The sequence below is a fragment of the Acinetobacter sp. XS-4 genome, assembly GCF_023920705.1.
GTDB lineage: Bacteria > Pseudomonadota > Gammaproteobacteria > Pseudomonadales > Moraxellaceae > Acinetobacter.
Genome location: NZ_CP094657.1, coordinates 271,705 through 284,785 on the forward strand (window position 1 = coordinate 271,705; position 13,081 = coordinate 284,785).

Annotated in this window: 9 protein-coding genes and 2 tRNA genes; 4 read left to right on the forward strand and 7 right to left on the reverse strand. The window is 39.5% G+C overall.

From position 1 onward, the window contains the following. The first annotated feature begins 82 nt into the window (after window positions 1-82). Together MMY79_RS01310 and MMY79_RS01315 are read left to right on the forward strand one after the other, a co-directional pair. Window positions 83-158: transfer RNA gene (locus MMY79_RS01310), tRNA-Phe, on the forward strand. Between the two features lie 126 nt (window positions 159-284). Continuing rightward, window positions 285-360 (forward strand) — tRNA-Phe (locus MMY79_RS01315). A 172-nt stretch (window positions 361-532) separates the two neighbouring features. Here MMY79_RS01315 and MMY79_RS01320 read toward each other — a convergent pair. From MMY79_RS01320 to ompR, 5 genes are all read right to left on the reverse strand, one after another. Beyond that, a complete protein-coding gene (locus MMY79_RS01320) occupies window positions 533-964 on the reverse strand; it encodes a GNAT family acetyltransferase (protein WP_252611443.1) in 432 nt (143 codons plus the stop codon). Window positions 965-1,094: 130 nt separating this feature from the next. Continuing rightward, on the reverse strand, window positions 1,095-2,609 hold the full coding sequence (locus MMY79_RS01325; RefSeq protein WP_005044101.1) for an acetyl-CoA hydrolase/transferase family protein: 1,515 nt from the start codon (window positions 2,607-2,609) through the stop codon (window positions 1,095-1,097). A gap of 35 nt (window positions 2,610-2,644) precedes the next feature. Then, window positions 2,645-2,773, reverse strand: a complete 129-nt coding sequence (locus MMY79_RS01330) for a hypothetical protein (protein WP_081399465.1) — start codon at window positions 2,771-2,773, stop codon at window positions 2,645-2,647. Window positions 2,774-2,800: 27 nt separating this feature from the next. Next, window positions 2,801-4,258, reverse strand: coding sequence for an ATP-binding protein (locus MMY79_RS01335; RefSeq protein ID WP_252611445.1), 1,458 nt, complete (start codon window positions 4,256-4,258; stop codon window positions 2,801-2,803). A gap of 17 nt (window positions 4,259-4,275) precedes the next feature. After that, window positions 4,276-5,040 (reverse strand): two-component system response regulator OmpR, encoded by a 765-nt coding sequence (gene ompR, locus MMY79_RS01340; protein ID WP_000060753.1) that lies wholly within the window; start codon window positions 5,038-5,040, stop codon window positions 4,276-4,278. Between the two features lie 667 nt (window positions 5,041-5,707). Between ompR and MMY79_RS01345 the strand changes: the two genes are divergently transcribed. Further along, on the forward strand, window positions 5,708-8,056 hold the full coding sequence (locus tag MMY79_RS01345) for a Tex family protein (protein ID WP_252611447.1): 2,349 nt from the start codon (window positions 5,708-5,710) through the stop codon (window positions 8,054-8,056). A 295-nt stretch (window positions 8,057-8,351) separates the two neighbouring features. Then, window positions 8,352-10,538 carry a SulP family inorganic anion transporter gene (locus MMY79_RS01350; protein WP_252611449.1) on the forward strand — a complete coding sequence of 729 codons (2,187 nt, stop codon included), beginning with the start codon at window positions 8,352-8,354 and terminating at the stop codon, window positions 10,536-10,538. A gap of 65 nt (window positions 10,539-10,603) precedes the next feature. Here the strand turns inward: MMY79_RS01350 and MMY79_RS01355 are convergent, their stop codons facing one another. Both MMY79_RS01355 and MMY79_RS01360 read right to left on the reverse strand, forming a co-directional pair. Then, window positions 10,604-11,494, reverse strand: a complete 891-nt coding sequence (locus tag MMY79_RS01355; RefSeq protein WP_252611451.1) for an SDR family NAD(P)-dependent oxidoreductase — start codon at window positions 11,492-11,494, stop codon at window positions 10,604-10,606. A 273-nt stretch (window positions 11,495-11,767) separates the two neighbouring features. After that, window positions 11,768-13,045, reverse strand: a complete 1,278-nt coding sequence (locus MMY79_RS01360) for an aminotransferase class V-fold PLP-dependent enzyme (protein WP_252611453.1) — start codon at window positions 13,043-13,045, stop codon at window positions 11,768-11,770. Window positions 13,046-13,081 lie beyond the last annotated feature (36 nt).

Here is a 13,081-nt window from a genome sequence, read left to right on the forward strand (position 1 = left end):
GATTTAAAAATAATCACTTGTTACAAAAAAAACGGAAGTTGCTTGACGTGATCATATAAACATTGTTTAATACGCCCACTTCGGCGTGATAGCTCAGTAGGTAGAGCAACGGATTGAAAATCCGTGTGTCCCCAGTTCGATCCTGGGTCTCGCCACCATTATTTGTGTTTTCAATCCCTGATCCCATCAGGGATTTTTTTTAAGTATAAAAAATACTCAGTTAAATCAAAAACTCAGGATAATTGTTGACTATTGTTCTGAGATACGGCTTAATACAGGCCAACGGCGTGATAGCTCAGTAGGTAGAGCAACGGATTGAAAATCCGTGTGTCCCCAGTTCGATCCTGGGTCTCGCCACCATATTCGGAAAAGCCTCATACATAATGTATGAGGCTTTTTTCATGCTTGTGATTTTATCTGAATCATTATTTGTTTAGTTGTGGGTAAAATGAGATTTATCCACAAGTCCACTCACTTATCCCCAAACTCAGTTTGCTTTTCTTGTTGCGCTAAAATAATAATAAGTAAGACTTTAATCATGTGGACTGTCGTTAATTAGACGTTTCCCTAAACATACCGCTTCTACTTCGTCATAACCGAGCTGTTCATAAAAATTCAGTACATTCAGATTATCTTTGCGCACCAATAATTGAAGTTTTGGGCAGCCTCGAGCAATTAGTCGCTTTTCAAGCTGCTGAACAAGGGCTGTAGCTATGCCTAAGCGTTGTTGGTGGGGGTGAACAGCCAAATAGTTAATCCAGCCTCTATGGCCGTCATAGCCGCCCATAAGCGTGCCAATGAGTTGCTCATCTTTAATCGCAACTAGAAACAAATCATCTTGTTGTGAGATTTTTCTAAAAATATCGGTTTCAGGATTATTCCAAGGTCGAGTCAGGCCGCAGCTTTCCCATAAAATGACGACATCTTCTAAATCCGCATTTGTAAATTGACGAATGATAAACATATAGATTTCTACTTTTTGTTTTGATGTGCTCAAAAGATAAAGTAAAAATTCGGCCTTGAGCAGTGTTTATTAATAATTTAAACAAATAAAAAAGCACCCCCGTAGGAGTGCTTGAATTAAAACCAGTTATTTAAGCTGATTTCGCAACTGGTGCTGCTTGAAGCATTTGACCTGTTTCTTCGAAGTTTGCATGCCAAGACAGTGCTTCACGAAGTAAATGAGGGGTGTGTCCACCTTTAGCACATGCACGATCAAAGTAATCATTTAATGCATCACGGTAAAGTGGGTGTACACAATTATCGATAACAGCGCGAGCGCGTTCACGAGGCGCTAAACCGCGTAAGTCTGCTAAACCTTGTTCTGTCACTAAAATATCAACGTCATGTTCACTGTGGTCAACATGGCTCACCATTGGCACGATAGAAGAGATATCGCCGCCTTTAGCAATTGACTTGGTCACAAAGATTGCCAAGTGAGCGTTACGAGCGAAGTCACCTGAACCGCCAATACCGTTCATCATTTTAGTGCCGCATACATGAGTTGAGTTCACGTTACCGTAAATATCAAATTCAAGCGCAGTGTTAATGCCGATAATACCTAAACGACGTACAAGCTCAGGGTGGTTAGAAATTTCTTGTGGACGAAGTACTAATTTGTCTTTGTAAGCTTCGATATTACCAAAAACTTTTTCACCACATTTTGCAGAAAGCGTAATTGAACTACCAGAAGCAAATTTCATTTTGCCTGCATCAATTAATTCAAAAGTACAGTCTTGTAATACTTCTGAGTACATGATGAGGTCTTCAAAGTCAGAATCTTTTAAACCTGTTAATACCGCATTTGCAATCGAACCGATTCCTGCTTGTAATGGGCCAAGGCTTTTTGGTAAACGGCCTTCAGCAACTTCTTTATTAAAGAAAGCAATGAGGTGGTTCGCAATACCTTGAGTTTCATCATCTGGCGGAGTTACCGTTGATGGTGAGTCATGAGTGTCGTTAAATACAATACCGACAATCTTTGCAGGATCGATTTGGATTGCTGATGTACCAATACGCTCATCCACTTTTGTTAATGGAATTGGAGTACGTGTTGGACGATAAGTTGGGATGTAGATATCGTGCAAACCTTCAAAGCTTTCGCTTAAAGATGTGTTGATTTCAACAATAACTTTCTCGGCAAAAATAGCAAAACTTGCAGAGTTACCTACAGAAGTTGTTGGAATAATTCCGCCATCTTCAGTAATTGCAATTGCTTCAATTACCGCAACATCAGGACGTTTAAGCTGTTGGTTACGCATTTGCTCAACAGTTTCAGATAAATGTTGGTCAATAAACATAACTTCGCCATTGTTAATGGCACGACGTAAAGTGTTGTCCACTTGGAATGGCATACGACGAGATAAAACACCTGCTTCCGTGAGTTGTTTGTCTAAGTCGTTACCTAAGCTGGCACCCGTAATTAACGTGATTTTTAACGGATTTTTCTTTGCAAGTTCTACAAGGGCTTGTGGAACAGCTTTAGCTTCACCAGCACGAGTAAAACCACTCATACCTACGGTCATTCCATCTTCGATGAATTGCGCAGCTTGTTCAGCACTGATGACCTTGTCATGAAGAGAAGCTAGGCGAATACGACTTAAAGACATTGGACATCCTCAGAATTGTCAAAACATACGGGATTTTAGCTATGAAAAATTGAAAAGTGCATAGGTGTTAGGCTAAGGTCTAATTTTGTAAATAAATGGTGGTATAAATTATATTTATGGTTTTTATTTAATTGATTTTTATTGCTTTTATTTGTCTTTAAAATGAGGCTTTTAATAACTAACTGGTTAAATTAAAAGCGCTCACTTAAAGTTTGTTTTATTTTTTCCAATGGATTGATCGAGCTATTTTCTTCTGGGACTGGTTTTGGGATCGGTAAAGAAATAATAACTTCTAAACCGCCTTGTTCACGGTTGTGAATTTGAATTTCACCATGGTGAATATCGACAATACGTTTGACAATAGCCAATCCAAGTCCACTCCCTTGGATTGTTCTTGCGGCGTCTCCGCGCACAAAAGGCTGCATTAAATCTTCAATTTGATCTGGCGGAATACCTTCACCATGATCGGCAACAGTAATTAAAATATTTTCATTTTCAACTTTTGCACTTAGATCTATAGGTTCAGCACCATAGCGTTTTGCATTATTAATCAGGTTCGCAATAAGTCGTTTTAAAGAAAGGCTACGTGCCGGAATAATGGGCACATCCTGCATCTCGAACTGAATATCAAGTGGCTTGAACTGGACAACAAGCTCTTGCAAAAGCATATTGATATTGGTGTCTTTCAACTCTTCATCTGAGCCATCACGCATATACGAAATAAACTGATTAAGAATTGCATCCATATCATCTACGTCATAGACCAGACCTTCACGTAAGAACTCATCAGGTAGCATTTCTGCTGTTAAGCGAATGCGTGTTAAAGGAGTTCGCAAATCATGTGAAATACCGGCCAACATAATACGTCTTTCACGCTCGGTTTGATCAAGCGTATAGACCATGCGATTAAAGGCTTGGTTTACTTGTCGAATTTCTAGTGGGCCGTGATTGGTATCTAAGTAAGGTGCTGTTCCAGACTTACTATATTCATTGGCAGCATTTTGCAAACGACGCAGAGGGCGGTTCATTTGTCTGACCAAAATCAAAATAATGATCGCCGACAGTAGAGGAACACCAACAACCCAACCAATTAATAGCTCAGGACTATAGTTTGCATAGGTTTTTAAAGGTTCGCGAACCCAATTCCCGTGCATTTCAGGTGTTTGAATCCAAATACGTGGGCTAGGTTTAAACTGGAAGTAAACCGTAACATCCTTAGCCCCAATCTCATTTGCCAGTTTTTGTTCGATCTGATTAGTAAAAAACTCAGCAATTACTTTATCGCGGACACTTGGATATTCTTTGGGATTGGTAACGTATTCAATTCCAACACGATTACGTAACCACTCATCAACATCGACTTCATTTTCGCGATGAAAAATCCGTATATCTGGATTGTTGACGAGCTCAAGTTCAACTGCAAGATAACGAGCGTGTTGTTGAATTTCAGGTAAGTAAAGAGTGCGCCAAAAGAACCATAACGACATAAATAAGCTAAAAAACACCACCAGCAGTACCAGAATGGTGGTACGCATGGCAGCAGAGCGTGGCTTAATTTTGTCGAGAAAACGTTCCCACCGAGTTCGTTTACGTTCTGAGTAGGTAGCGTAATCAGTAAAGTTTTGTGGCGCGATTGGATCTAAACTCACTCTATCTTATCTCAGGCTTATTCCGCACCATCTGGAACAAATACATAACCCACGCCCCATACCGTTTGGATATAACGTGCACGTGCAGGATTATCTTCAATTAAACGACGTAGGCGAGAGACTTGAACGTCAATTGAACGTTCCATTGCACCCCACTCACGACCACGAGCCAAATTCATGAGTTTGTCACGAGTTAATGGTTCACGTGGGTGCTGTACCAATGCTTTTAATACTGCAAATTCGCCAGTCGTTAAGGTAACGATTTGTCCTTCGCGTGTCAGTGTGCGAGTAGACAAGTCTAAAGACCATGGACCAAAGCTCACAACTTCAACTTGTTGGCTCGGAGCACCAGGAACTTCACGAACTTGGCGACGCAATACAGCACGGATACGAGCTAAAAGTTCATTTGGATTAAATGGCTTTGGCAAGTAATCGTCTGCACCAGCTTCAAGACCTGCAATACGGTCTGAATCGCTACCGCGTGCTGTTAACATGATGATTGGCGTATCAATATTTGATTGGCGTAAACGACGGCAAATACTCAAACCATCTTCAACTGGCAACATAAAGTCGAGTACGATAAGTGAAAATAACTCACGTTGTAATAGACGGTCCATTTGAGAAGCATCATGGGCAGTTTTTACAACAAAGCCTTTATCTTCCAAAAAACGTTGCAAGAGGGTACGTAAACGCACATCGTCATCGACCACTAAAATACGTTCGACACGATCCGTTTCGTTGTGTACGGTTTCAGGATGTTCAGCAGGTACAACTAAACTCATGATGTACTCCCTTTTAAAGTCATAATTTATATATTATTGGGTCGGTGAGGCTTATTGCCAACAAGCCCTCAGTATAATGCTGATGTTCTTGTTAAGACTATGTATCAATTTGCTCAAAATTACAATTTTCAAGGTAGTTTGAAACCAAAAAACAACATCTTAAGCCCATAATTTAGCAAAGACTGATCTAAAAAAACAAATACTTAAATCTTTGATAATTTTTTAATAATTAAATATTAATAACTAATTGTTTCAAATAAGTTATTTTAGACAAGCTCACTTGTTTCTTTTGTTTTTTTAATTGTTGAAATAAGCAGATAGTTGGGTTCGATAAAAATTTAGACGAATAAAAGCTTGTTGAATCTCTATATTTTTATCTTTAGAGGAGTGTACCAATATGTTCATTTTCTCATAAATTATAATAAAATTTGGTCACATTCATGACATAAGTCCTACGTTTATATTTTATAAAGATTAAAAGACAGAGCTCAGCCTCAACTTTTTCATAGTTGAACTCCTATTTTTATGTGCTCTAGTCGTCTTAAAAACCATAAATATTCAGAGTCAATACAAAAAAACGTTTTGAATACGCAAACAAGTGTGGATTTTATGGGCTTGGTCTTTATAATCAGTGCTTTTAAACTTTATCCTTGTGGGATCAAACACGATGACTGACTTAGTTCAGCAGTTGGCAAGTGAGCTTGCCGTACGTCCAAACCAAGTAGAAGCTGCCATCCGCTTAATTGATGAAGGTGCCAGTGTTCCATTTATTGCCCGTTACCGTAAAGAAGTAACACAAGGTTTAGATGATACGCAGTTACGCCAATTAGATACTCGTTTAGCGTATTTACGTGATTTATATGAGCGCCGTGAAAAAGTTATTCAGTCATTGCAAGAACAGAATAAATTGAGTGATGACTTGTTGGCACGAGTAAATGCTGCCGAAACAAAAAATGCTTTAGAAGAACTTTATGCACCGTATCGCCCTAAGCGTACAAGTAAATCTTTTAAAGCAAAAGAAGCAGGTTTAGGACCAATTGCTGAAAAAATTATTGCAGAACAAGTTGACCCAACAGAAGCATTGGCTGCTTTTAGTCATGACGATTATCCAGATGTTGAAAGTCAGTTAGATGCGATTCAGCATATTCTGATTGATGACTGGGCACAAAATATTTCACTTACTACAGAATTAAAAACAACTTTTGCAAAAACTGCAGTTTTAAAAAGTGCGGTTGCATCTGAAGAAAAGAAAGAAGTTGGTAAAAAGTTCCGTGATTACTTTGAATTCTCTGAAGGTCTAAACAAATTACCTTCTCATCGTTTATTGGCGATGTTACGTGGTCGTCAAGAAAACGTATTGGGTTTGAAAGTAGATGGTGAAGATGATGCGCCATTGGCACGTATTGAAACTGAATACAACCTTGAGCAAATTCAACCTCAAGCACGTCAGGATTTCTTAAAGCAAACTGCAAAATTATTCTGGTTAGGCAAGATTCGTCCTCAAATCGAACACTCATTGTTAACAGAAAAGCGTCTTACTGCTGAAGCAGAAGCAATGCAGGTATTTGCTGAAAATCTTCGTCATTTATTATTGTCAGCGCCAGCAGGCAGCCGTACGACTTTGGGTGTTGACCCTGGTATTCGTACTGGCGTTAAACTGGCAGTGATCAGCGATGCAGGGGATGTACTTGCTCACAGCACGATTTATCCATTTGCTCCAAAAGATGATAAAGAAGGCTCAATTGCTGAACTTGCACGACTATGCCGTGAATATAACGTAGAGCTCATTGCAATTGGTAATGGTACAGCTAGCCGTGAAACAGAAGCTGTTGTTGCTGAAATGATGGCTGCGAATACTGACCTGAATTTAACACGAATCACTGTAAGTGAAGCGGGTGCATCTGTTTACTCTGCAAGTGAACTTGCGTCGGCAGAACTTCCTGAGCTTGACGTTTCAATTCGTGGTGCAGTTTCTATTGCTCGCCGTTTACAAGATCCACTTGCTGAACTTGTGAAGATTGATCCGAAATCAATTGGTGTAGGTCAATATCAACACGATGTAAACCAGACTGGTTTGGCAAAAACCCTTGATGCAGTGGTAGAAGACTGTGTGAATGCTGTAGGTGTTGATGTAAATACCGCTTCACCAGCAATCTTGGCTTATATTGCTGGTTTAAACAAAGCAATTGCTCAACAGATTGTTGAATACCGCAAAGAGCATGGTCGTTTTGACAACCGTCAATCGTTGAAAAGCGTACCGCGTTTAGGTGATCGTACTTTTGAACAGGCGGCTGGTTTCTTACGCATTCAAAATGGTTCTGAACCTTTAGATGCTTCTTCAGTTCACCCTGAAAGTTATGGTCTTGTTGAGAAAATTGTTGCAGCAAAAGCAACAACTGTTAAAGATATCATCGGTAATACTGAAATCATTCGCCAAGTAAAAGCTGATGAATTTGTTGATGACAAAATTGGTTTACCAACAATTCAAGACGTTTTAGCTGAACTTGAAAAACCAGGTCGTGACCCACGTCCAGAGTTCCGTACTGCTAAATTCCGCGAAGATATTACTGAAGTTGGTCAATTGACGGAAGGTATGCAACTTGAAGGTGTGATCACTAATGTCACAAACTTTGGTGCCTTTGTTGATATTGGTGTGCATCAGGATGGCTTAGTTCATATTTCTGAACTTGCAAATGAGTTTGTATCTGATCCACATAAAGTTGTAAAACCGGGCCAGATTGTGCAAGTACGTGTTATGCAGGTTGATGTTGAACGTAACCGCGTGAACTTAAGTATGCGTGCTGAAGGTTCTGCACCTGTAAAAGCTCAGCGTCCACCACGCCGTGAACAAAATACAGAACAACGTTTTGAACGTAAACCTCAAGGTAAACGTCCTCAACCACGTAAAGATCAAGCTGAACGTCCTCAGCGCACTAAGCAAGAGAAACCACAAGAGCAAAAAATTGGTGGTTTAGGTGCATTGTTGCTACAAGCTGGGATTAAAGGCTCTAAATAAGCGTCTTTAATTCATAAAAGGCCTCCAATCGGAGGCTTTTTTATTGGCAAAGAATTATTTCTAATAGGCATTAAAGATGCGATTAAGAAAAAAACACGGTCGTAAAGATGAGGTGAATCTTAAGATCAACAAATCGTTGTTAAATACACAATTAAATACACAACGTTATAGCATAACTAAACTTTAATGATATTCAGTTGTCCGACATCATCAACCCAGCCTTGAAGCATTTACTCACTTTCAGGCTGTAATAGTACAACTTTGCTTATTTCTTTTTATTATAAATGGTTGTTTTATGTCGGTTTTAAACCTGAAAAATAGATTTTATTTAAAAGACCTCCTGTCTGGAGTTGTCGTCTTCCTTGTGGCATTACCGCTGTGCTTGGGTATCGCTTTAGCCTCAGGTGCTCCCATCATCTCTGGTATTATCGCAGGTATTGTAGGCGGCATTATCGTAGGCTTACTAAGTGGTTCTCACATTAGTGTTGCTGGCCCAGCGGCAGGGCTAACTGCCGTCATTCTTGTACAGTTAGAACAACTAGGCGGCAATTATGCCGCCTTTTTATTGTGTATTATTTTTGCCGGTGTCCTGCAAATTCTCTTTGGATTATTCAAGTTAGGTTTTTTTGCCAACTTTATTCCAAATAATGTCATTTTAGGATTACTAGCCGCTATTGGTGTCATCCTGATTGCAACCCAATTACCTTATTTGTTTGGGCTTTCTGATTTTTCCTGGGAACAGGTTTGGACTTCAACACCTGATGCGTTCTTTGAGCGTTTCGATAGCGGAGCTGCACTTATTGGTTTGCTCAGTTTATTTTTAATTTTAGCGTGGGATAGTAGTCCACTCAAAAAACTGGCTTTACCTTCGGCTCTGATCGCGGTGGTTTTAGCAGCGGGTTTAAATTTTGTTTTGGTGAGTATTGGCTCTGCATGGGCAGTGCAAATTGATAACCTCATTCAACTACCGAATATATTACAAGCACCCGAAAAAGTATTAATTTTTCCTGATTTTAGCTATTTAGCTGAGCCTATGATTTACACAGGGGCAATTACGCTGGCTGTCGTGGCATCTTTAGAAACATTATTGAATCTGGAAGCGGCAGATAAAATCGATCCTCAAAAACGCTCTTCTCCTCCTAACCGGGAACTCTGGGCACAAGGTACAGGTAACATCATTTCTGGTTTAATTGGTGGAATGCCGGTGACCTCAGTGATTGTACGTAGTTCGGTGAATGCCAATGCAGGTGCGCGTAGCAAATGCTCTACCATTATTCATGGTGTATTGTTGCTGTTAGCGGTTTTGTTCTTCGTGCCATTAATGAACATGATTCCTTTGTCTGCATTGGCTGCGATCTTAATCTTGACAGGTTTTAAGCTTACCCATCCAAAACTATTTAAACAGCTTTATCAAAAGGGCTGGAAACAGTTTTTACCTTTTATTATTACCTTAGTTGCAATTTTGCTGACCGATCTTTTAATGGGAATTTTAATTGGTCTGTTCACCAGTAGCGCTTTTATTCTCTATGGTAATTTTAATAAAGGTATACGTGTTTATAGAGAGAAACGCTTGCATGGCGTAGTGACTCGTATTGAACTTCCATCACAAGTCACTTTTCTTAATCGTTCTGCGCTTATTTCGGCATTGGAACATGTGCATAAACATCAGCAACTCATTATTGATGCGACTCAATGTGATTCGATCGATCCTGATATCTATCAAGTTATTCAAGATTATCAAAGTGAAACGGCCATTAAGCGCCAAGTAAATCTTAAACTGGTCGGATTCAAGCAGCACTATCAAGACGTTGATGATGCAGTACTTGATATTGATATTAGTACACATGATTTGCAACAAAAGCTGAGTCCTCAACAGGTCGTTAACTTACTTAAAGAAGGAAACGAACGTTTTGTAAAAAATGAACGTCTACAACGAGATATTTATCGACAAATTCGTGTTACTGCAGATGAAGGGCAGCATCCGATCGCAGCAGTGCTTGGTTGTATGGATTCACGTGCACCTACCGAAATGATTTTTGATGTGGGTATTGGTGATCTGTTTAGCTTGCGAATTGCAGGTAATATTGCTGGGCAAAAAGTATTGGGTTCACTTGAGTTTGCTTGTCAGGCTAAAGGCTCTAAAGTAATTGTAGTTTTGGGACATACCGATTGCGGTGCGGTAACGAGTGCATGCCAATTACGTCTAGAACAAAAGCAAGTGTCCGATGTGAAGGAAATGCCACACATTCAATATGTACTTGGACCATTAATGCATTCGGTTGATAGCGTATATGACATTATGCAGCCACGTGAATTAGGGAATGCTTTTATTAGTCAAGTGACCGCAATGAATGTTCATTACAACATCCAGTACATTATTAATAACAGCAGTGTGCTCAAAGATATGGTTGAGCGAGGTGAGATTGTAGTTGTGGGTGCAATTTACGATGTAAAAACAGGACACGTTCAATTTCTTGATTGATCAGCTCTTGAGTTAAAAAAGCGCCTTATTTAAGGCGCTTTTTTAACTATGGCATCAACTCAAAATTACCAGTGTTCACCTGGGAAAATTCGTGCATATGCTTTTTGTGCCCAGTTTAATTTTTCGGTTTCTTGACCTTTTGCTGCATCTGAACTTGGGAATAAACGGAAACCAATCGACATAAACATATTGTTGATGCCTGGTGCAACCGAATATGTCATTGAAGCTAAGCGGCCTAAGTTAGTTGCCATACGTTTCGGACGTTTCACAATTGCATAAGCAATTAAGTCAGCAGCTTGGTCAGGTGAAAGGGTTGGTACATATTTATAAATTTTAGTTGGTGCAATCATTGGGGTACGAACCAATGGCATATAGATAGAAGTAATTGCGATTTTATGTGCATGAACTTCAGCTGATAGACAGCGGCTAAATGCATCAAGCGCAGCTTTAGACGCGACATAGGCAGAGAAGCGAGTTGCGTTGGCTAAAACACCAATCGAGCTAATATTAATGATTTGTCCGTCTTTACGCTGAATCATATGCGGCAAAATATTAAGAACTAGACGTACTGCGCCAAAATAATTTAATTGCATGGTGCGTTCAAAGTCATGAAAACGATCATAAGATTCATGTACGGCACGGCGAATAGAGCGACCTGCGTTATTAATTAAAATATCAATGTGATCAACAGTCGCTAAAATTTCTTTAGACACTTGATCAATCATGTCCATATCATTGAGATCACATGGGAAAATTGTTGCCTTACCGCCACGACTTTCAATATCTGCTTTCACTTCTTCCAAAGTTTCTTGAGTACGGGCAACAAGTAAAACATGAGCACCAGCATCAGCAAGTTTGTTTGAAATCGTTAATCCGATTCCACTTGAGGCGCCTGTCACTAAAATGACTTTATCTTGTACCTTTTCCTGGAACAGAGCTTCTAATTTTTTATTCACAGCATTTTACCTAAGTAGGGGCAGGGACTATTTATTCCGGTATGTAATTTTTATTTTTTACAACCGTAGGTTCATCCAGATGAACTCATAAATATTGTCCTTATCTTAATAGATGTTTAAAAATTGTCTAGTCTGTAAATATATGAAATTTAACAATTTATTTAGAGTAAAAACTCTAAAATATTATCTTAATCCATTAATTGCTTTAAGCTGTATAATATGTAAAAAATAAAAAAGCCTCTATTTCCAGAGGCTTGTCGAATAGTTTAAAATTTATACAGATGAAAGTGCTTGGTCTAAATCGGCGATTAAGTCATCTATATGCTCAATCCCAATTGAAAGACGTACCATATCTTTACTCACGCCCGCAGCTTTAAGTTCTTCTTCATTGAGCTGTCGATGAGTCGTGGTTGCAGGGTGACATGCCAAACTTTTTGCATCGCCAATATTTACAAGACGAGTAAATAATTGAAGAGCATCGATGAAGCGAGTACCGCCTTCGAGACCATCTTGTACACCGAAAGATAAAATTGCAGAAGGTTTACCTTTTACATATTTTTGAGCAAGTTGATGCTGTGGATGATCTTTTAAACCTGCGTAGTTGACCCATTTTACTTTTGGATGAGTCTGTAAATATTCCGCAATTTTTTGCGCATTTTCAGTATGGCGTTCCATACGGAGGTTTAAAGTTTCTAAACCTTGTAAAATCAAGAAAACACTCAGCGGGCTAATTGCCGCGCCTGTATTACGTAATGGAACTACACGTGCGCGGGCAATATAGGCTGCTTCACCTAATGCCTCAACATAATTAACCCCGTGATAACTTGGGTCAGGCGTGTTCAAAACTTTAAAGCGCTCTGGATATTTACCCCAAGGGAATTTACCGCTATCTACAATCGCTCCACCAATGCTATTGCCGTGTCCACCGATATATTTGGTAAGCGAATGAATAACGATATCAGCACCATATTCAAATGGTTTTAATAAGGCAGGGGTGGCAACCGTATTATCGACAACGACAGGCACTCCATATTCATGTGCGATTTTTGCAATTGCTTCTAAATCGATGATATTTCCAAGTGGGTTGCCAATCGACTCGACAAAAACCAATTTCGTCTTATCATCAATTAAGTCACGCAAACTCTCAGGCTTTTGGTAATCAAAAAAGCGAACTTCAATACCTTGTTTTGGCAATGTGTGAGCAAATAGATTATACGTTCCGCCATATAGAGTTGAGACAGAAGCAATATTGTCTCCAGCTTCGGTAATAGTCTGAATGGCATAAGTAATTGCTGCCATACCAGAAGCCAAGGCTAAAGCGCCAATTCCGCCTTCGAGTGCAGCAAGGCGTTGCTCAAGCACAGCCGTGGTCGGATTCATAATGCGGGTATAAATATTACCCTGAACTTTTAAATCGAAAAGATCGGCACCGTGTTGTGTGTTATCAAATGCGTAAGATGTAGTTTGATAAATAGGGACTGCAACAGCTTTTGTGGTTGCTTCTGGTGAATAGCCAGCATGTATTGCTAGAGTTTCATCTTTATAAGTCATGATTACTTCATCTTCGTGAGTTAAATATTGAGCGAG